This is a genomic window from Vibrio anguillarum (assembly GCF_001989995.2).
Taxonomy (GTDB): Bacteria; Pseudomonadota; Gammaproteobacteria; order Enterobacterales; family Vibrionaceae; genus Vibrio; species Vibrio anguillarum.
Window position 1 is genome coordinate 24968 of the sequence record NZ_JAHGUP010000026.1, and the last position, 20511, is coordinate 45478.

General features: G+C 46.9%; 16 protein-coding genes. 10 read left to right on the plus strand and 6 right to left on the minus strand.

Annotated features, from left to right (window positions below):
• The first annotated feature begins 7 nt into the window (after positions 1–7).
• From recC to recD, 3 genes are all read left to right on the plus strand, one after another.
• Positions 8–3451 carry an exodeoxyribonuclease V subunit gamma gene (recC, locus tag PL85_RS07145; RefSeq protein ID WP_115339251.1) on the plus strand — a complete coding sequence of 1148 codons (3444 nt, stop codon included), beginning with the start codon at positions 8–10 and terminating at the stop codon, positions 3449–3451.
• 273 nt (positions 3452–3724) lie between these two features.
• Positions 3725–7342, plus strand: a complete 3618-nt coding sequence (gene recB / locus PL85_RS07150; protein WP_115339250.1) for an exodeoxyribonuclease V subunit beta — start codon at positions 3725–3727, stop codon at positions 7340–7342.
• Positions 7339–9465 (plus strand): exodeoxyribonuclease V subunit alpha, encoded by a 2127-nt coding sequence (gene recD, locus PL85_RS07155; RefSeq protein WP_115339249.1) that lies wholly within the window; start codon positions 7339–7341, stop codon positions 9463–9465. The genes recB and recD overlap by 4 nt, the downstream gene beginning before the upstream one ends.
• A 114-nt stretch (positions 9466–9579) precedes the next feature.
• Here recD and PL85_RS18825 read toward each other — a convergent pair whose 3' ends face one another.
• The gene (locus PL85_RS18825; protein WP_013856153.1) at positions 9580–9759 is read right to left on the minus strand and encodes a hypothetical protein; all 180 of its coding nucleotides are present in this window, start codon (positions 9757–9759) and stop codon (positions 9580–9582) included.
• A gap of 257 nt (positions 9760–10016) precedes the next feature.
• On the minus strand, positions 10017–11354 hold the full coding sequence (gene argA / locus PL85_RS07160) for an amino-acid N-acetyltransferase (RefSeq protein WP_026027647.1): 1338 nt from the start codon (positions 11352–11354) through the stop codon (positions 10017–10019).
• Positions 11355–11505: 151 nt separating this feature from the next.
• On the opposite strand from argA, the gene PL85_RS07165 reads away from it, so the two are divergent.
• From PL85_RS07165 to csdE, 4 genes are all read left to right on the plus strand, one after another.
• Complete coding sequence (locus PL85_RS07165; RefSeq protein ID WP_064625834.1) at positions 11506–11973, plus strand: DUF2850 domain-containing protein; 468 nt, start codon at positions 11506–11508, stop codon at positions 11971–11973.
• 69 nt (positions 11974–12042) lie between these two features.
• Positions 12043–13146, plus strand: coding sequence for a murein transglycosylase A (mltA, locus tag PL85_RS07170; protein ID WP_115339248.1), 1104 nt, complete (start codon positions 12043–12045; stop codon positions 13144–13146).
• A 90-nt stretch (positions 13147–13236) separates the two neighbouring features.
• Complete coding sequence (gene tcdA, locus PL85_RS07175) at positions 13237–14046, plus strand: tRNA cyclic N6-threonylcarbamoyladenosine(37) synthase TcdA (RefSeq protein ID WP_017049732.1); 810 nt, start codon at positions 13237–13239, stop codon at positions 14044–14046.
• A gap of 5 nt (positions 14047–14051) precedes the next feature.
• Positions 14052–14483: a cysteine desulfurase sulfur acceptor subunit CsdE gene (gene csdE / locus PL85_RS07180; RefSeq protein ID WP_115339247.1), complete on the plus strand. Its 432-nt coding sequence runs from the start codon at positions 14052–14054 to the stop codon at positions 14481–14483.
• Positions 14484–14515: 32 nt separating this feature from the next.
• Here csdE and csdA read toward each other — a convergent pair whose 3' ends face one another.
• The 4 genes from csdA to PL85_RS07200 all read right to left on the minus strand — a co-directional run bounded on the left by csdA (position 14516) and on the right by PL85_RS07200 (position 18130).
• A complete protein-coding gene (csdA, locus tag PL85_RS07185) occupies positions 14516–15727 on the minus strand; it encodes a cysteine desulfurase CsdA (RefSeq protein WP_115339246.1) in 1212 nt (403 codons plus the stop codon).
• Positions 15727–16326 (minus strand): DJ-1 family glyoxalase III, encoded by a 600-nt coding sequence (locus PL85_RS07190; protein WP_088721251.1) that lies wholly within the window; start codon positions 16324–16326, stop codon positions 15727–15729. Before PL85_RS07190 ends, csdA begins: the two co-directional genes overlap by 1 nt.
• Positions 16323–17213, minus strand: coding sequence for a 2-dehydropantoate 2-reductase (gene panE, locus PL85_RS07195; protein ID WP_088721250.1), 891 nt, complete (start codon positions 17211–17213; stop codon positions 16323–16325). The genes PL85_RS07190 and panE overlap by 4 nt, the downstream gene beginning before the upstream one ends.
• A 104-nt stretch (positions 17214–17317) precedes the next feature.
• Positions 17318–18130 (minus strand): nucleoside-specific channel-forming Tsx family protein, encoded by an 813-nt coding sequence (locus PL85_RS07200; protein ID WP_115339245.1) that lies wholly within the window; start codon positions 18128–18130, stop codon positions 17318–17320.
• Between the two features lie 329 nt (positions 18131–18459).
• Between PL85_RS07200 and PL85_RS07205 the strand changes: the two genes are divergently transcribed.
• From PL85_RS07205 to PL85_RS07215, 3 genes are all read left to right on the plus strand, one after another.
• A complete protein-coding gene (locus PL85_RS07205) occupies positions 18460–19035 on the plus strand; it encodes an LON peptidase substrate-binding domain-containing protein (protein ID WP_026029151.1) in 576 nt (191 codons plus the stop codon).
• Positions 19036–19196: 161 nt separating this feature from the next.
• Positions 19197–19799: an RNA polymerase sigma factor gene (locus PL85_RS07210; protein ID WP_013856164.1), complete on the plus strand. Its 603-nt coding sequence runs from the start codon at positions 19197–19199 to the stop codon at positions 19797–19799.
• The gene (locus tag PL85_RS07215; protein WP_094149703.1) at positions 19796–20479 is read left to right on the plus strand and encodes a ChrR family anti-sigma-E factor; all 684 of its coding nucleotides are present in this window, start codon (positions 19796–19798) and stop codon (positions 20477–20479) included. The genes PL85_RS07210 and PL85_RS07215 overlap by 4 nt, the downstream gene beginning before the upstream one ends.
• Positions 20480–20511: the final 32 nt, after the last annotated feature.

Sequence of the window (20511 nt, forward strand, 5' to 3'; positions counted from 1 at the left end):
GTGCATTTTGTTTACTGTCTACCATTCCAATAAAGTCGATACCTTAAAGATCCTGCTCGTGCATTTGATCAAAAGTGCACCGTTAGCCAACCCCTTTGAGAAAGAGCAGATCTTGGTGCAAAGCCCGGGGATGTCGCAATGGCTCAAAATGGCCTTAGCGAAAGAGCTCGGTGTGGCGGCGAACCTTGAGTTTCCTCTACCGGCGACCTTTATCTGGGACATGTTCACTAAAGTGTTACCTGATGTACCTAAGCGCAGCGCTTTTAACAAAGAAGCGATGACGTGGAAACTGATGCATCTGTTGCCAACTTTGCTCACGCTCGACCCCTTTGCCCCTTTGCAGCGTTATCTTGAACAGGATGATGACCATTCCAAGCTCTATCAGTTGGCCGAGAAGATTGCCGATATTTTTGATGGTTATTTAGTCTACCGCCCCGATTGGATTGCCAAGTGGGAGGCGGGCGATGATGTGAGCGAGATTGGTGATGAGCACCCATGGCAGCCGATATTATGGCAAGCCTTATATCAATACACGCTAGATCAAGGCCAGTCGCACTACCATCGTGCCAATCTCTATCAAAGCTTTATTGATCAGCTTGCGCGTGGCTCGGTTGATTTAACCAAACTGCCCAAACGTTTGTTTATTTTCGGTATTTCGTCATTGCCGCCTCGTTATATGGATGCACTCAAAGCGTTGGGCGAGCAGATTGATGTTCACTTGATGTTTACCAACCCTTGTCAGCATTATTGGGGCGATCTTCGAGATAGAAAAACGCTCGCCAGACTGCACAGCCAGCAACGTAAAACGTTCGCCTTACAAGGTGATGAGATTCAGTTTGAAGGGCAACGCTCGCCGCTTAAAGGCGACATTGAAGCTAACCTCGTGGATGAATTGCATACCGAAGCTGCGGTTGGCAATGAGTTATTGGCCTCGATGGGAAAACTTGGGCGCGATAATCTTTTTTTACTCTCCCAAACGGAAAATGAAGAGCACGAATTTTTTATTGATCTGCCACGCGATAACTTATTGCATCAGTTGCAGGCCGACATCTTACATTTGCAAGAGCATCGAGATGATAGTCAACTGGACAGTAGCGACCACAAACAAGTGATTGCTTTGGATGATCCATCGCTCACTCTTCATGCTTGCCATAGCCCGATGCGAGAAGTGGAAGTGTTGCACGATCAATTGTTGGCAATGTTTGATGCTGACCCTGAACTGAAACCGCGCGATATTATTGTGATGGTGGCGGACATCAATGCTTACAGCCCAGCCATTGCGGCAGTATTTGGTAACGCGCCGGGTGAGCGCTTTATTCCTTACTCCATTTCAGACCGTACGGCAGATCAAGAGAGCCCGATCTTAGCGGCATTTATGCAATTAGTGCATTTACCCGATTCTCGCTGCCTAGCGTCAGAGTTATTAGAGCTGCTTGAAACTCCTGCGATGATGGCAAAATTTGAGCTTAATGAGCAAGACTTTGCGCAAGCTAAATTGTGGGTAGAAGAGTCAGGCATTCGCTGGGGGCTTAATGCGAGCACCGCGCAACAATTTGAGTTGCCGCAGACCGAGCAAAATACTTGGCAATTCGGGATTGAGCGCATGTTACTTGGTTATGCCATGCCAGCCTCAGCAGGTTTATTTACGCAAGGCGAAGTGACGCTCGCTCCTTATAATGAAGTGCAAGGCATGAACGCTGAATTGGCGGGTAAATTAGCGCACTTTATTCAGCAAGTGAGCCATTACCGCGAGCAGTTAGCGCAGACCCAAAGCGTGGACGAGTGGCGTCGTTTGCTCGGTGAGATGCTTGGCGCTTTTTTCAAGGTTGAGCTGGAAGGAGAGCTCGCACTCAAGTCGATTCGCGACACCTTGTCTCAGTTAAAAGATCAACTGGCCGAGGCCGGTTATGAGCAAGCACTTGCGCCAAGTATTATTACTCAATATTTGCAAAACAAATTGTCAGGTACGCGCATCAGTCAGCGTTTTCTGGCGGGACAAGTCAATTTCTGTACTTTAATGCCAATGCGTTCCATCCCTTTTAAAACCGTTTGTTTACTAGGAATGAACGATGGCGTTTACCCGCGCACTATGCCAGCCGAAGGGTTTGATTTGATGAACGGTCGCACCCGCGCTGGCGATCGCTCGCGGCGTGACGATGACCGCTATTTGTTCTTAGAAGCGATGCTCTCGGCGCAGCAAACCTTGTACATCAGCTACGTCGGACGCTCAATTCAAGATAATACCGAACGCGTTCCTTCGGTGTTGGTCTCTGAGCTTTTAGAGTATTGCCAACAAAATTACTGTTTGGTCGGGGATGAAGCGCTTGGCAGCGATCAATCGGCCAAAAATTTAGCCTGTGCTTTAACGACCACTCACGCCATGGTGCCTTTTAGCCCTAATGCTTTTTTGAGTAAAGCTGGTAGCTATGCCAAAGAGTGGCTACCTGCCGCCAGTCGGCAAGGGCGAGCCAGTGGCGAGTTTAATCTCGCCCTGAGCGATTATTTACAAGGGGCGAGCTTTCCTGTCAGTTTAGATCTGGTTGAGCTGCAACGGTTTTGGCGTTTGCCTGTGCAATATTTCTTTAACCGTCGCCTTAAAGTGACGTTCGAGCCTCCGCTACCGGTAATGGAAGATGATGAACCCTTTGCCTTAAATGGCTTGGAGAGCTACCAGTTACGCGATGAACTACTAGAGTTGCTGCTTGAGCAACCCAATTCACCGTATGCCCTTGAGAGATTCATTGACCAGCAGCGCGCGCAAGGAAAGTTACCGATTGGTGCTTTTGGATCCTTGGAATTTGAAACTAATCGCGTGCAAGCACAAGAATTGGCGCAAAGAATCGCTTTCTTATGCCATTCGCCACTTGATGACCAAGAGATCGATCTAAAATTTGAATTGTTTGGTGAAGGCAAAAACGTACAACTGACGGGGTGGCTGACTAAGCGCTATCAATCCGGTTTAGTGCGCTACCGCAGTGGTTCGATTCGCGCGCAGGATTATTTAGCCGCGTGGATTGATCACCTCTCACTAGCGGCGATGGGCGAAAGTCAACCTACTCATTTGATGGGCTACGATCGTAAAGAAGGTGTGCAGCATTTTATTTATCCGCCCATGCCAGATACTGAACAAGCCAAAGCGTTGCTCGCAGAACTGGTGGATTTGTTTTATCAAGGCATGACAGCGCCGCTCGCTTACTTTCCAAAAACCGCGTTAGCCTGTGTGGAAGCTGGCTTCAGCCGTGGTCAATGGGTTGATGATCGCGACAAATCGCTCAAGAAAATGGCCGATACCTTTAATGAAAGTTACATGAGCCACGGTGAAGGAAGCAATGTTTACATCGCGCGGATCTGGCCACAGTGGAATGAAGCCTTAGCTGAGCAGGTGCGTTTATTGGCCACATTGGTGATGCAAGGGCCACGATTGTGGGTTCAAGTGGCGCAGGATGTTTAGCGATGGATAACTGCTTGGAAAGTAGAGTGGCCGCCAGTCAATCATTATTGTGTAGGGCGTTTTCTGTACGGCCACAGGTCAGAGGGACCATGATTTGGTTGGTTCGCATCATCGTGAGATTGACGAAACACGTGGCGCGGATAGTAAAGGCTGCCCGTTTGGCGAACCGTGAGAAAGATCTCACAACGTCTTAATTTATAAACTTATTTTGATTATTCATACCATTATTCAAGCGCGATCACATTCGCTTGCGTATTCAAAGGCTAACTGTTTATGAGTATGACCCCGGCTACGGTCACAACACCATTAAATACCCTTACGTTCCCGCTGCACGGTGCAAGGCTTATCGAAGCGTCGGCGGGCACGGGTAAAACCTTCACCATTGCAGGTTTGTATTTGCGCCTGTTACTTGGGCATGGTGATGCAAAGTCACGTCATCAAGCGCCACTGACGGTCGATCAAATTCTAGTGGTGACCTTTACGGAAGCTGCCACAGCTGAGCTTCGCGACCGCATTCGGCGGCGCATTCATGAGGCGCGTATCGCTTTTTCGCGCGGTTTCAGTGATGACCCTGTTATCAAACCGCTACTTGAGCAAACCCGTCATCACAAGCAAGCGGCGCAAATATTACTGCAAGCGGAACGGCAGATGGATGAAGCAGCAGTCTATACCATTCACGGCTTTTGCCAGCGTATGCTCACCCAAAATGCGTTTGAATCGGGAAGCCGTTTTAATAACGAATTTGTGACCGATGAAAGCCATCTAAAAGCGCAAGTGGTCGCGGATTATTGGCGTCGTCAGTTCTATCCGTTGTCGATTCAGCTTGCTGCGGAAATGCGCCGTTTATGGTCATCACCAGCGGCGCTGCTTGAAAAAATCAGTGGCTATTTAACTGGCTCGGCGCTAACGCTCTCTGTTGAAGCGATGAGTGGCGATTTAAGCGCGCTTTATCAATCGTGCCTGTCACGCATAGAGTCGTTAAAAAAGCAGTGGCTTGATTCATGCGATGATTTACCGCCGTGCATTGAAGCTTCAGATTTGCATGCAGCAACCAAGAAAGCGTTACTGAAACGGCTAGAAGGGTTAGCGTTGTGGGCGAGCAACCCGCAGCATGAATTGAACCTACCGAGCGAATTACAAGAGTTTGCACAAAGCGCGTTGGAGGCTAAGTCGAAAAAAGGTCAACCCCCGCAACATGCGCTGTTCACGACCATTGAGCTCTTTTTGCAACAACCCATCAGCTTAGAAGCGCCGCTTCTGGCGCACGCTATTACTCATTGCCGAGCCATGCTTGCCAAAGCGAAAGCACAAAAGCAGTGGTTATCGTTTGATGATTTGCTCACTCAGCTTTCTGCCGCGATAGATAATGATGAGCTGGGCATACTGACTGAGCGGATTCGCAGCCTTTACCCCGTTGCGATGATCGATGAATTCCAAGATACCGATCCGCTGCAATACAGCATTTTTAGCCGCATTTATCTGCCTAAGGCTGAATGCGGTTTGTTTATGATTGGCGACCCAAAACAAGCGATTTACGCGTTTCGTGGTGCAGACATTTTTACCTACATCAAAGCGCGTAAACAGGTGAGCGCACACTACACCTTGGGGACCAACTGGCGTTCTAGCGCGAATATGGTCAATGCCGTCAATCAGATTTTTAGTACGCCTGACAGTGCTTTTATCTACGACCAAGATATTCCCTTTTTACCCGTTGAAGCCAGCCCAAATGCGCAGCAGCGTCAATGGTGGCTTAACGGAACCGTGCAACCAGCGCTCACCTATTGGCTGCAAGAAGCGCAAGACAGCCCGTTGCCAAAAGGCGAATACCTGCAATGCATGGCCAAAGCGTGCGCCAGCCAAATTCAGACCATTTTGAGCGCCGCGCAGCATCAACAAGCGTACTTTGATACGGCTAAAGGGCAAAAGAGTGTGCAAGCCGGTGACATCGCAGTCTTAGTGCGGACGGGTAATGAAGGTCGTATGGTGAAAGAGGCGCTCGCTACGCAAGGCATTGCCAGTGTTTATCTCTCGAACCGCGATAGTGTTTTTGGCAGTGAGGTAGCACAAGATGTACAGCGTCTATTGCAAGCAGTACTGACTCCTGAACATGATCGCGCCTTGCGGGCCTGTTTGGCCTCACCACTTTTCGCGTTAGATGCTGCCAGCTTGGATGATTTAAACAACGACGAATCGGTATGGGAAAACGCGGTTAACGAATTTAAACAGTATCGCCAATTGTGGCTTGAGCGCGGCGTGCTTCCTATGTTGCGCAGTGTGATGAGTAAACGTCACGTCGCTGAACGTTGGCTGGAAGAGCCGCAAGGTGAGCGCTCACTGACCGATTTTATGCACATCGGTGAGCTACTACAGCAAGCGCGACAAGAGATTGATAGCGATCACGGTTTGCTGCGTTGGCTGGCACAAGCTATCAGTGACGCCGAGCATGGCCTAGGGGGCCGTGATGATCAAATTCAACGTTTGGAATCCGAACGCAACTTGGTGCAGATCGTCACCATTCACAAATCGAAAGGTTTGGAATACGACTTAGTATTTCTGCCGTTTGTGGTCAGCTATCGTGAGGCAAGTGAAGGCAAATATCATGATGCCGTGAATGAGGAAACGGTGCTGGATATTACCGCCAGTGAAGCTTCTCTCAAGCAAGCAGATAAAGAGCGGCTTGCGGAAGATCTGCGCTTGATTTATGTAGCGCTGACTCGTGCTGTGTATGGCTGTTTTATCGGCATTGCGCCGCTGCGTAATGGCCGCTCAACCAAAGAGCCAACCGGTGTGCATTTAAGTGCCATTGGCTATCTGCTGCAAAATGGTCAAGCCGCAGGCATTGCCGATCTTAACGCTGCGTTGCACGCTCAATCTAATCAATACATTCGTGTTTCTGAGCCACCAGCCGAGCAACCAGAGCCGTTTAAAGCGTTGAGCGTCGAGACGCCGGTATTGAGTGCCAAAACACTGCAAGCGCAGATTGACCGTTTTTGGCGAATGACCAGCTATTCTGGGTTGGTAAAACAAGGTGTGAAACACGCTAGCCACGACGCGAGTTTAGAAGTCTCAGGCTTTGATATCGACTCTGCTGATGAGCAAGCTGAAGCTTTACTGGTTGAGCCAGAACGTTCCATTTTTACTTTTCCACGCGGTGCAACGCCCGGTACTTTTTTGCATTCTCTCTTTGAAGAGGTAGAGTTTACTGAGCCTGCTAGCAGCGATGCTAACCAAAAAGTGATACTGGATTTACTGGTGCGAGAACAAATCGATATTGAATGGTTACCAGTATTACAAACGCTGGTCGATACCGTGTTACAGACACCTTTAGATGGTAAAACGTTGCGTTTGAACCAAAAAAACGCCACTCAGCGCTTGGTTGAAATGGAATTTCTATTACCGATAGAAGTACTGAGCGCTCCTGCATTGAACCGTGTCATTCAACGCCATGATCCACTGTCGGCCAAAGCCGGAGATCTTGGTTTTTACACTGTGCAGGGCATGCTGAAGGGCTTTATTGATTTGCTGTTTGAGCATCAAGGAAAGTATTACGTGCTGGACTGGAAGTCGAATCATTTGGGGGATGATGTGAGCGCCTATCATGGCGAGCGTTTGAAAGCGGCGATGGCAGAGCATCGCTATGATTTACAATATCAACTCTACGCATTGGCGCTGCATCGATTCTTACGCAGCCGTCTAGCAAACTATGACTACCATCGCCATTTTGGCGGAGTCTATTATCTCTTTTTGCGCGGCATGGATGGCGAGTCTGAGCATGGGATTTTCTCAACCAAACCGAGTTTTGAACTGCTTGATGAGATGGACAGATTGATTGATGGAGAAACCGTAGATACTCGCGCGACCGATGCAGGGCAAATGGAGTTAGATTTATGAGCAGTACGCTAATGACAACGCTTAAGCAGTTAGCGGAAAAAGGCGCTATGCGTCAGTTAGATTACCAATTCGCGCGTTTTATCGAACAAAAAAGCCAGCAGCAACTTGGCGCTGAACATAGCCAAGCGCTCGGATTTATTGCCGCGGTGGTCAGTGCTGAATTGGCCAAGGGACATATCTGCTTACCTTTAGTGGATGCTTCAACGGCGCAGGGTGTTGATCTCGCGGCTAAGTTAGGCTTGTTTGGTGAGGCAGCATTGGCGGTCAATCAGCACCTATTGGCGATTGATTGGCCTTGGCTACTCAACCGTTCAGACTTAGTCGGACAACAAGGGGAAGCGGTGCCTTTAATGTTTGATGGGCAACGTTTATATCTACACCGTTACTGGCATTATGAAGTTACCTTAGCACAGCGTTTAATCAGCTTTGGGGCACCCATGAGCCTAAAGCCTACTGATGTCCAAAAGCTAAAATTGCTGCTCGATACACTGTTTGCGCGTCAATACCACTTTCTGCTCCATGCGCTTCGTCAATTGCCAGAGACAGCCAATGCATCAGCACGCCAGCAACAAGTGTGTGATTTTCTGGATGTGGTCAACGCCGATGAACTTGATTGGAATGAGATTGATCAAGTCATTAGCCAAGCACGTACGGCGAAAGAACTCGAAGCATTAGAAATGATGATCCCGCAAAGCGTTTGCATCAACTGGCAAAAAGTCGCAGCGGCAGTGGCACTGACACGCCGCTTTGCCGTGATTTCTGGCGGGCCGGGAACCGGTAAAACCACCACGGTTACCAAATTACTAGCCGCTTTGATTACCCAAGCCCAACAGCAAGGTGAGACGCCCACCATTAAATTGGTCGCACCAACGGGTAAAGCTGCGGCACGTTTAACGGAATCGATCGGTAAAGCGGTGGCTGAACTGGCGGTTGAGCCGGCGTTGAAAGCGGCGATTCCCACCGAGTCGAGCACTCTTCACCGTTTATTGGGCGTCATACCTAACAGTGTTGAGTTTCGTCACCATCAGCGTAACCCGCTGCATTTGGATATATTGGTGGTTGATGAAGCATCGATGGTCGATTTACCGATGATGGTCAAGTTAATCGAGGCATTACCCAAACACGCGCGCTTGATTTTACTGGGTGATAAAGACCAACTTGCGTCAGTCGAAGCGGGCGCTGTGCTGGGGGACATTTGTTCATTTTTGACCTTAGGCTACAGCCGAACGCACAGCGAGTACCTAGCTAAGTTAACAGGCTATCAAACACTGATTGCTCATTCACACCCTAACGCAACCCCGATTTCAGACAGCTTATGCATGCTGAAAAAAAGCTACCGCTTTGATGTCCGATCAGGCATTGGTCAATTAGCAAAAGCGATCAATGCTGGGCAAGTGGCTATGGTGGATGAGGTGTTAAAACGTAATTATGCTGATATTACGCACCACTCACTCAGCAGTGAAAGCTATAACCTAATGCTGAAAACCTTAGTCAAGGAGTATGGTCGTTATCTCACGCGCATCGAGAGTTCTGGTGCTGACGCTTTGGAAACTCAAGCCCAAAAAGCCAAAGCCGTATTGGATTGCTTTAATCAATGCCGTTTGCTTTGTGCTATTCGTGAAGGGGATTTTGGGGTAAGTGGTTTGAATCAACGTATTGAACGTGCGCTGGTCGCACGTAAGTTGATCAAGACTCAAGATGAGATTTGGTATCACGGCCGACCCGTGATGGTGGCGCGTAATGATCATGGGCTGGGTTTGTATAATGGTGATATCGGCATATGCATGCTTGATACGAGCGAGCAAGAACCGCGTTTGAAGGTGTATTTTGAGCTGCCAGATGGTAGCGTGAAAGCTATTTTACCAAGCCGCGTACCAGAGCACGAAACAGCCTATGCGATGACCATCCATAAATCACAAGGCAGTGAGTTTGATCTAACACTGATGATTTTACCGCCTGATTTTAGTCCGATATTGACCAGAGAGCTTATCTATACTGGTATTACGCGCGCCAAGAAGCAGTTGATGCTTTTTGCTGACATGAGAACGATGAAACGAGGGCTCAAGATAAAAACGCAGCGAGCCAGCGGCTTAGTTACGAGATTAGACAAGAGACTAGCGTAAATCAGCAACTGGAATAAACGAGTTTGAGCTGTCCCCACACAGTTTGAAGTTTACATGGTATGTTCAATTCATTACGTTGTTTGGGGTAAGCTCAATTACTGATTTAGTGTGCTGCTATGCGAAAGCATGAGTAAAAGAGATGTTTCTGATTTTATAACGATCTTGCGAGCTGAGTATAAAGACTCGTAGCTTGTCGTTAACGGGAAATACGCAATGCACATGTTGGCCTTCAAGGAATTGGTTATCAGCCATATCCCAAAAGCTTTGAAGTGAGTTACAAATAACAGTTTTCATAGAATTTTTGCTCTTAAGTACGTGTCGTAGTAAAAGCAATCCGTGCAAGCCGACCTACTGGTATCTGACCAATCGGTATAAAGCCAAGTTCCTGCGTTGTTCATTAAATGTACATCATTAATGATGTCGGCGGATTCTACACATAATATTAAGTTAAATAAAGCGCTTATTTTGTATACAAAATAATGAAAACGTTTGCACTTGATCAAAGATAAACTATTCACCATAACTTAACGAATAAATACAATATCCTGACGTTAGAGCGTCAGGACTAAAATTTTTGAACGGCGTTGATAGTTGTACAAACTCTGTTTAGTTATCGGTAACGATTCCACACCGACTTCATAAAAACCTTGCTCTCTAAACCAATGTAAACTGTGCGTTGTCAAAACAAAGAGGCGATCTAAACGCATCGATTTTGCTTGTTGCTTCATGTGATTGAGTAACAATAAACCGCGGTTGCCGTCCCGATACTCCTGGTGAATAGCGACACACGCCATTTCTGCCATGCCCTCTTCTGGGTAAGGGTAAAGCGCGGCGCAACCAATCAATAAGCCATCTTTATCAATAATCGTGAATTTGTGGATCTCTTGCTCTAACTGCTCACGTGAACGCCGTACTAATATTCCTTGTTCTTCTAACGGGCGGATTAAATCGAAAATTCCGCCGATATCATCGATCTGTGCCTGACGGACTTGTTCGGCACTTGCCATGACAATCTGAGTACCGATCCCGTCAAAAGAGAACAACTCTTGGATCAAAGCACCATCTTGTTTGTAACTGACTAAGTGACTACGTGGCACACCTGCGCGGCACGCTGAAACGGCGGCTCGCAGAAAGCGTGAGGTACCTGAGCTATTATCCTGAACTTGGTCGGTATCTGCTTCAATACGCTGCATTATCCGTTCAACATCAGATGGGAACAGTTCAGCAATTGCGTTGCCTTGCTCATCGATAATGCCTTGCTCTGAGCAAAAACCGATCAGCTTATCTGCTTTTAGGCGTATTGCGACTTGTGTGGCTACTTCTTCAGAGAGCAAATTAAAACATTCGCCAGTGACGGAACTCGCAATAGGCCCCAGTAGCACGATCGAACCTTGGTCAAGCATACGGTTGATGCCTTCAATATCAATACGGCGAATGCGGCCACTGTGGCAATAATCGACACCATCATCTATACCTAATGGTTGAGAGATAACAAAATTACCACTAACGATATTGAGCTGAGTTCCTGCCATTGGCGTGTTATTTAAGCTCATTGAAAGGCGTGCTGTGATAGCGAGTTGGAGCTGCCCCGCGGCTTGCATGACTAAGCTGAGCGCTTCCTCATCAGTGACCCGAATGCCTTTGTGATAAGGAGTGGAGCAATGATGTGTCGCCAGAATTTGATTGATTTGTGGGCGAGCACCGTGCACCAACACAATTTTGACACCAAGGCTATGCAGCAGTGCGAGATCGCTGATGATATTAGCGAAATTTTTATCGGCAATCGCTTCACCGCCGAGCATGATCACCATGGTTTTACCACGGTGAGCGTTAACATAGGGAGCAGATTGTCTAAATCCTTTAACGAGAGCTGTACTGCGAATTTTCACTCTGAGAGCACCTTATTGTTTAAATATGTTTAAATAGTGACTTTTTATTCACGTGTCGGCAAGTGGTTTTTTGAGTTTGGTGCAATTATTCAATCGCCGATTTTATCTCTGATTTAGGACACGTTAGACTGCTTGCCAATAAAGGCGAAATATGGCCAAAACCAACGAGTTGAGTCGCATGAAAATGACAAAAAACGTAGGCCTTACGGCTACGCCTCAGTTCACAAACTTGCGAAGACGTAAGTACATTGAACGAGGCTTGATGCTGGTTGTGATGATTGGCTTGTTTTCCGTAGCGTCGCTATACGGTGATCTCTTTACTCGGTTGGAAAACTATTTTTCGCCAAAAGATGAGGTGTATGGGGTTTGGGTTGAGCAGTATGTTGCCCCTTATTCAGCCAAACGAATTGAATTGGGGAAAGCAGGCGTGATCAGTAGTGGCCGAGTACTCACCACTTCATTTGAGTTTGATGGTCATTTTTTAGAATACCAGATTGGTGATACGAGCTATCGTTACAAAATGCGTGATGATAACAATACCGAAATGACACAAATGTCGTCGTCGCACTACAATCCAACCTTCCGATTGTCAGGAAAATACCAAAAAAACCTCCGTTAACAATTCGCTGATTGCGGTTTAGGCGCGAGTTTGTCATGCTTTTAGCAACTCAAATAACGGATAACTTCTGTGATTAAGCAAATTTTTCCTCTTGCGGCAGTACTGCTGCTGTTTGGTTGTGCGCAACCGACCGACCGTGCTCAGCAATATTTGGATGGTGATTTCTCTAAAGCGCTCAACAAAGTAGACACGGTGCAGTCCAATACGCCACGTGACTTTACGCAATTTTCCAAACAGAGCGAACAAGTGGTGACTCGCTCGGCGTCGATGGCAGCGATTTATCAACCTTTGTATCAACAGATCAGTGAATGGATTTTGCAAAGTGGTGATCCACAAGATTTGGCGAATTTTGGAATACAAGCGGCGCAGCTTGGTGGTGGCGATAAAAAAGGTAATGTGCTTTTCACTGGCTATTTTTCTCCGGTAATGGAGCTTCGCCATCAACCGGATGAAATATTCAAATATCCCGTATTTGGTTTGCCTGAATGTTCGGCCGATTGCCCAACGCGTGCGCAAATTTATGATGGTGCGTTAGCTGAAAAAGGGCTTGAGTTAGGTTATGCGGCGAACCTGATTGACCCTTTCATTATGGAGGTGCAAGGCAGTGGTTTTGTGCATTTTGAAGATGACGATACGCTTGAGTACTTCGCTTACGCGGGTAAGAATAACAAAGCCTACATCAGTATTGGCAAAGTCTTGATTGAACGAGGTGAAGTGATACGAGAGAAAATGTCACTCAAAGCGATCAAGGAATGGGTGCTAGCCAATGATGAACCGACGGTAAGAGAGCTGCTAGAGCAAAATCCTTCCTATGTCTTTTTTGCGCCCAAAGCGGCAGCTCCTGTCACTGGCTCTGCCGGTATTCCACTCCTGCCGATGGCCTCGGTGGCCGGAGATCGTTCCATCTTTCCAATGGGCACACCTATTTTAGCAGAAGTGCCGCTGCTTAATGCCGATGGCACATGGAGTGGCGCTCATCAGTTGCGAATGTTGATTGTGCTAGATACGGGCGGCGCGGTAAAAGATAACCACCTCGATCTGTACCATGGCATGGGCGAGCGCGCCGGAACGGAAGCTGGGCATTACAAACATTTTGGTCGCGTTTGGAAGCTGGGGTTAGAAAACTCAGCCACACAAGCGCCTTGGGCATTGCCGCCTGAAAAGCTACAATAGTGACACAGGTTTCGACCTAGACTTTTAAATAAAGAGTGCGTATAAATCGCACTCTTTATTTTTCTATCGCTTTCAATCGGACTTTTAATTATGCGTGAACTCGATACCCCCGCTTCAGATAGCTACAACCAACGCTTCGGAGGCACTCGTCGCCTTTATGGAAATCGTGAGGTTGAAATACTGCGTGCTGCGCATGTGTGTGTGATTGGTATCGGTGGCGTTGGCTCGTGGGCAGTCGAAGCATTGGCGCGCACCGGCATTGGCGAGTTAACGCTGATTGATATGGACGATGTGTGCGTCACCAACATCAACCGTCAAATCCATGCGATGAGCGGTACGGTTGGGCAAAGTAAGATTGAAGTGATGGCCGAGCGGGTCAAGCTCATCAACCCTGAGTGTGTGGTGCACTTAATTGATGACTTTATCACGCCAGATAACCAGCACCGCTATTTGAGTCAAACGTTCGATTACGTGCTTGATGCGATAGACAGTTTGAAAGCGAAAGCTTCACTACTGGCTTATTGCCGTAGCAATAAAATTAAAGTGATTACCGTCGGTGGTGCGGGTGGTCAAGTTGACCCAACTCAAATCAAGGTCGCGGATTTAACCAAAACGATTCAAGACCCATTGGCAAAAAAACTCAAAGATACGCTTCGTCATCGCCATAATTTCCCTGTAAACCCTGCGCGTAAGTTTGGTATTGATTGCGTGTTCTCGACAGAGCAGCTCAAATATCCGCAAGCCGATGGCAGTGTGTGCGCGGTGAAATCAACCGCAGAAGGGCCAAAGCGGATGGATTGCGCCAGCGGATTTGGCGCTGCGACGGTTGTTACCGCAACCTTTGGTTTTGTTGCCGTAGCGCGCATTGTTGAAAAGTTAATTCAGAAACATAAGGTGTAACGTTAATGACTCCTTTTCCTGCCTCCCCCTTTGGTCGTGAGATTAGCGCTGATGAGATTGTGGCGACCATGCAAAATTTTACTGGCTGGGAAGATCGCTATCGACAAGTGATCCAGTGGGGGAAGTTATTGCCCACAATGCCTGATGCTTTGAAATCGCAGCAAGTCAGTGTTGCAGGCTGCGAGAGTCAAGTATGGTTAGTGGGGCTGGAGCACCAAGGAATATGGTCTTTCTGTGCCGATTCGGATGCGCGGATTGTGCGTGGTTTAATTGCTTTAGTCCTTGCTGCGTACAACGGCAAGACCTACGCACAAATTCAAGCGTTTGATGTGGATGCTTATTTTGAAAAAATAGGCTTGATTGCCCATTTAAGTCCTTCACGTGGTAATGGCCTTAAAGCCATTGTCGATAAGATAAAAAATATCGATCCAAGCTGAGCATCTCCCCCTTTTTATGAAAGGGGGAATTATTACAGCATATCAACTGCTTTAGTGATGGCGGCGATCAACTGTTCAACCTCTTGTTCGGTATTGTAAATACCAAACGAAATTCTCACGGTGCCAGTTAATCCGAGCGCATCCATTAATGGGTGAGCGCAGTGATGGCCAGAGCGAACCGCGATACCTTGCTGATCGAGTAAGGTGGCTATGTCTTGATGATGAACGCCATCCATCACAAAACTGAGAATACTGGCATTCGGTTGATAGCCGATTATGCGAATATCATCGAGCTGTTGCAGGGCTTGATAAGTACGTGCTTGCAATCTATGCAGGTGAGTTTCTACGGTCGTCCGATTGCAGTTTTGTAACCATTCGATTGCTTTGGCAAGGGCTATCGCTCCTGCGACATTCGGTGTGCCTGCTTCAAATTTCCCCGGCATTTCGGCAAATGTTGTGCCTTCAAACGACACTTTTTCTACCATCTTGCCGCCGCCATGCCATGGAGGCATTGTTTCAAGCAGCGCTAATTTTCCGTACAGAACGCCAATGCCAGCGGGAGCGTAAAGCTTGTGCCCAGAAAAGAGATAAAAGTCGGCGTCGAGTTCGCGCACGTTGACAGTTTCATGCACAATTCCTTGCGCGCCATCAATCACGACCACAGCGCCGACTTGGTGCGCCAGTTTAATCACGGTTTCAATCGGTTGGCGCGTGCCCGTCACGTTGGTGGTATGGGCTAAGGCGACAATTTTGGTTTTACTCGATAGTCGTGCTTGAAAAGCCTCAAGATCAAAGTGGCACTCTGGCGTGATGGGGATTTTGACGACGTTTGCTCCGGTTTGAGCCGCGACGATTTGCCAAGGCACTATATTGGCGTGGTGTTCCATTTCACTGACCAGAATCTCATCACCGGCTTGCAATGTATTACGTGCGTAAGTCTGCGCGATCAGGTTGATCGCTTCGGTCGCTCCGCGAGTCCAAATAATCTCTTTACGAGATGATGCGCCAATAAATTGAGCCATAGTGTCACGCGCCGCTTCAAAATCGCTGGTCGCTTTTGCTGTTAAGCGATGGCTACCACGATGTACATTGGCATTTTGCGTACTGTAGTAATGGCTAATGGCATCTATCACCACTTGCGGCTTTTGCGTGGTAGCGGCGCTGTCTAGATAAATCAGAGTTTCGCCATCCACGGCTTGATTGAGCGCGGGGAATTGGTCGCGAATGGTCTGCACGTCAAACATTATTGCTCACCTAACTCGTGATAATTCAATGCTGCCAGTGTCACCATTGGTTGTGCAACTGACCATGCGTGTGCTTTACCTGAGAGTGATATGATGATCTCCATCGCGAACTCAAGTGCTGTTCCCGGCCCTTGGCTGGTGATTAATTGGTGGTGTGTATCGATGGTTACGCGTTGATCTCGCCATAAATCAGTGGGGATATGCTCTCGAAAAGCTGGGTGCCCTGTCATGATCGCTTGCGGGAAAAGCTGATGATGTTGCAAAACTAAGGCTGGCGTGGCACAAATAGCCGCCAACCATCGACCATGGTTATGCTGTTGCTTGAGCATTTCGATTAGCATTGGATTGTCACGAAAGATCTCAGCGCCTCCAACGCCACCGGGCAGCGCAATCACGTCAAACTCTTCATCGATCACATCCAGCAGTTTACAGTCTGCGGTTAGTGTGACTCCGCGTGAGGCTTTCATCATCAATTGCCCGTCGAGATTAGCACTGGCAACCACGACTTGATAGCCAGCTCTGACCATCATATCAATCACGGTGATCGCTTCCATCTCTTCGCAGCCCGTTGCTATCGGGACTAAAATTCGTTTACTCATTGGCTTTTCCAGCTGTGTTCTATCTGTTGAATGGCGTGATATAGCTTACTATTTTCTGGTGTTGCGAGCTGATGTTGCTCTGCTTTCTTCAGTAAATAGCCCGTAATAAAGTCTATCTCAGTCTTGCGTTGATAAAAAATATCTTGATGCATTGATGAATAATTCTCTGCTGTGGCTTGAATCACCTGCTTAACCTTAGCAAGCAGTGATGATTGAGTGATCGCAAAGCCTTCAGCGCTCATGACATCGGCGACTTCTGCAACAATATTTTCCAGCGGCCGTTGGAAGCGTTCATCGGCTAAATCACCATTGCGACATTGCTCTAACGCGGTGAGCGGGTTAATCGCGCAGTTAATCGCAAGCTTATGCCATAGTGCTTCTTCAATCGTGTTATTCCACATTACGTTTGGCAATGCATGCTGAAGTACATCCACTAGAAACTGACACTGCTTGCCTTCGGCATTGTAAGCCCCTAATTGAGTTACGCCTTTGCCAGTATGCAACACTTGATTCATTGACGGCTTGAGTGCACCGTGCGTGGTAGTTGAAAGCACAATAGGAAAGTCATTCAGTTGATCCTGTATTGAATCAAGCGCGCCCATGCCGTTGTGTATAAATAGTAAAATGGTGTCACGATTGAGTGTATTCAGCAACGGAGTGAGCGCTTGCTCAACTTGCCAAGCCTTAACGGTAATCAGTAAGAGATCGGCATGGCAGAGCGCGGCGTGATCATTGCAGGGTAGGGTAATAGACGCCTGTTTATCTAAAGCAATGGAAAGTGAAGATTGAGGTTGTCTGCCCCATAATGAAACGCGGTGTCCAGAAGCATGCAGCTTTGTCGCCCAAAGCAACCCAACCGCGCCCGGCCCAAGCACGACGATATTCATAACACCTCTCCATTGTTAACTTTGCGCCAAGGATAATGAGGTAGAAATGGAAAGCAATAAAAATGGCGCTCGAGAGCGCCATTTAGCCAAAAACTTCGGTTCGATTAGAACTTGTAAGTCACAGCTAGGTAGTGACCAACGCCTGAAGATTCAGCTTTAGCAGCGTTATCCCATGGTAATGATTCACCATCTTCGAAACCATAAACGTTATGGTAAAGTTTTAGACCGTAACCCACAGCAAAGCGATCTGAGTGCCAGTAGATACCGTTAAACATACCGCCACCATTGCTCGCTTGAGAGTATTCATCTTCCATACCAAATTGGTAGTCAATGTAACCTTGGTAAGAGATAAATGAGCCGTTTTCAAAGAAGTAGAAAGGTTTAAACCAGTTGGTTGAAATTTGGAAACCATTCCAATCTTTTTTACCCGAATCATAAGTTCCATAAAGGTTTAAGCCCATTTTACCGAACCAAGGTACGTTAATATCAGAGCCAAGACCGATTTTTTGAGTGTTTACACCGTTTTGACCACCATCCCATTCAAGTACAGATGCTACATAAAGTTCTTGTACTGGACCGAAAGAAAGATCTTTACCCGTTGCCGCATCTAAAGACATACGTGGTGCAATTTTCATGAAGATTTTGTCTTTGTTATTTTTATCACTGCTTTTGTCGCTTAGCAGGTTGAATACATCAACGTAACCGTATAGATCAAAAATACCAGAGCGACCGCCAAATTCCATTTCTAGATAGTCATGACTTGACTCATAAGGGCCTTTTTCGTTTAAAGCAGCCATTAGGTTAAATTGCATCCATTTGTAATCATTTTTATGGATGTCGCCATCGGAATAGTCAGCTGCTATAACTGGAGCAGAAGTTGCAGCCATTAGGCCTAGAGCTAGAAGTGATTTACGCATAAGGGGGACTCTCTATGTTTTGTCATAATTCAGCACACGTATATTTCTGATGTGCGTTCAATTGGCCCGAATAATAACGATAAAAATCTCAATTAAAAGTGATTGCGAATGCAAAAGTGAACAAACTTGGTGACCGAGGTCACGATAATGAACATTTGCTCGGAACTAAATTAATATTTCGTTCGCTTGCATCTTTAATGTGATTTTAATCACTTAAACGTTTGCTTTAGTGTTGTTTTATGCAAATCGATAAACCAACATTTTTAGTTAGTGATCGTTTTGTAATCTTCAACGTATTTATTGACGGGCATGATGAAGAGTGATGAATGATGAAAAAATTGATGCTGTTTCCTTTAGCTTCAATCGTTTTACCAGAAGGGAAAATGAAGCTACGGATCTTTGAATCAAGGTATAAGAGGATGGTCACTCAATCCAGCCAGTCTGACTCTACATTTGGCATTTGTTTGATTGATAACAAAAAAGGCAATAAAGCAAATCAGTTATCTAAATTTGGGATGTTGGTTAAGATTGTTGATTTTGAAGCGCTCGACAATGGGATGTTAGGATTAACCGTGATGGGGATGGAGCGCTTTAAAATAGAGTCAGTAGTGAGCGAATTTGATGGGCTGCGAGTTGCTCAGGTCACGTCATTGCCCAGTTGGCCAGTAAGAGATTTAGAACCTCACGAATGGTATTTAAGCCACCAGTTACAAGCGGTTTATCAACAATTTCCTCAGCTTGGCGAGCTCTATTCGCACTGTTTTTTTGATGATGCCAGTTGGGTGGCGCAGCGATGGCTAGAGTTGCTCCCTATCTCGATTCAACAATTTGATGATTTAATGAGGCAGGATGACGCGCACAGTGCGGTTGACTTTTTATTGCAGGTAATCGAAGTCTCACACTAACTTTGAAAGCGTGTAGTAAGCTTAAACGAGAAGTCGCTCTGTAGTAGTGGCTCTGCATAAAAAAGAATACGACGAGTGATCGATGTATGCATTGCTCACGTATAACGTTTATGGCTACTGTATGCCAATAACAACGGTTACTCCTAAAGGAAGAGCGCAGCATGAGCAGTGATTCTCAGCATAGTGTGTCGCTAAGCCCAAGCTACACCAAGCAAGACTGGGCTGAATGCATGGAACGTGTCAAGCAACGTGATAAGCAGGCGTTTGCCTTAGTGTTTCGTTATTTCTCTCCTCGCTTACAACAGTTTGCGTTTAAGCATGTAGGCAGTGAGCAAGTGGCGTTAGAAATGGTGCAAGAAACCATGACCACGGTGTGGCAGAAATCGCATCTATTCGATAACCGAAAAAGTTCGCTTTCGACGTGGGTTTACACGATTGCACGCAATTTGTGTTTTGATCTTCTGCGTAAGCAGCGCGGGCGAGAGTTACATGTTTATGCCGATGATATTTGGCCAACTGACTACTGCCCACCTGATTTGGTAGAACATTACTGTCCTGAACATGACATGTTAAAAGAGCAAATATTAAAGTTTGTGGCGCTGTTGCCTGAAGCTCAGCAAGCCATCGTGAAGGCGGTGTATCTTGAGGAACTGCCCCAGCAGCAGGTTGCGGAGATGTTCAATATTCCTCTCGGTACGGTCAAATCGCGTTTACGACTAGCCGTTGAAAAACTTAGACATTCTATTCAAGCGGAGCAATTATGAGCCACCATCCAAGCAACGAAGTACTGCAGCAGTATGCCAATGGTTCAATTGATGCGGCGCATGGCATTATGATTGCCACTCACCTTGAACTCTGTACTCAGTGTCGTCAACAGGTTCAATACTTAGAAACTCGGGCCGCCGAAGCATTGTTGAGCCAATCGTTGCCGCAACAAAGAATGGCCGTTTCTAATGATGATCATTTAAACCAGATGTTTGAAACGATCACGGCGCTGGATACCCTACACCCATCGACCTTGCGTAAGCCTGAGTCGATAGAAATTAAAGTCAATGATCGCGTTATGATGCTGCCTAGTACGCTGAGCCAACTGATTCGCTTCAAAGGCGAGTGGCGCAGCTATGGTGGTAAAGTTTTTAGTGCCCACCTAGATATTGCTGAAGACTCTCGCATGAACCTGATGTACATCAATCACAACGTGCAGATCCCTCAGCATACACACAAAGGGGTTGAGTCGACCTTGGTGCTCCATGGTGGCTTCAGTGATGAAGATGGGCATTATAAAGTGGGTGATTTCATTCAAAGAGATGCGAGTATTAAACACAGCCCTTTTACCAAAGTGGATGAAGATTGTTTATGCTTAACGGTGCTAACTGAGCCGATGCTGTTTACGCAAGGTGTTGCGAGAGTGTTTAACTTATTTGGTAAAGGTCTCTATCCGTAGTCCATAGCAGGCACATCAAATTAAAAAAGGTC

What these genes read in the sequence shown, in the direction of transcription:
- recD (WP_115339249.1), top strand. Translation starts at nt 7,339, where the DNA reads ATGAGCAGTACGCTAATGACAACGCTTAAGCAGTTAGCGGAAAAAGGC.
- PL85_RS07210 (WP_013856164.1), top strand. Translation starts at nt 19,197, where the DNA reads ATGAGCAGTGATTCTCAGCATAGTGTGTCGCTAAGCCCAAGCTACACC.
- PL85_RS07200 (WP_115339245.1), bottom strand. Translation starts at nt 18,130, where the DNA reads ATGCGTAAATCACTTCTAGCTCTAGGCCTAATGGCTGCAACTTCTGCT.
- PL85_RS07165 (WP_064625834.1), top strand. Translation starts at nt 11,506, where the DNA reads ATGGCCAAAACCAACGAGTTGAGTCGCATGAAAATGACAAAAAACGTA.
- PL85_RS18825 (WP_013856153.1), bottom strand. Translation starts at nt 9,759, where the DNA reads ATGAAAACTGTTATTTGTAACTCACTTCAAAGCTTTTGGGATATGGCT.
- tcdA (WP_017049732.1), top strand. Translation starts at nt 13,237, where the DNA reads ATGCGTGAACTCGATACCCCCGCTTCAGATAGCTACAACCAACGCTTC.
- csdE (WP_115339247.1), top strand. Translation starts at nt 14,052, where the DNA reads ATGACTCCTTTTCCTGCCTCCCCCTTTGGTCGTGAGATTAGCGCTGAT.
- recB (WP_115339250.1), top strand. Translation starts at nt 3,725, where the DNA reads ATGAGTATGACCCCGGCTACGGTCACAACACCATTAAATACCCTTACG.
- csdA (WP_115339246.1), bottom strand. Translation starts at nt 15,727, where the DNA reads ATGTTTGACGTGCAGACCATTCGCGACCAATTCCCCGCGCTCAATCAA.
- PL85_RS07190 (WP_088721251.1), bottom strand. Translation starts at nt 16,326, where the DNA reads ATGAGTAAACGAATTTTAGTCCCGATAGCAACGGGCTGCGAAGAGATG.
- PL85_RS07205 (WP_026029151.1), top strand. Translation starts at nt 18,460, where the DNA reads ATGAAAAAATTGATGCTGTTTCCTTTAGCTTCAATCGTTTTACCAGAA.
- PL85_RS07215 (WP_094149703.1), top strand. Translation starts at nt 19,796, where the DNA reads ATGAGCCACCATCCAAGCAACGAAGTACTGCAGCAGTATGCCAATGGT.
- panE (WP_088721250.1), bottom strand. Translation starts at nt 17,213, where the DNA reads ATGAATATCGTCGTGCTTGGGCCGGGCGCGGTTGGGTTGCTTTGGGCG.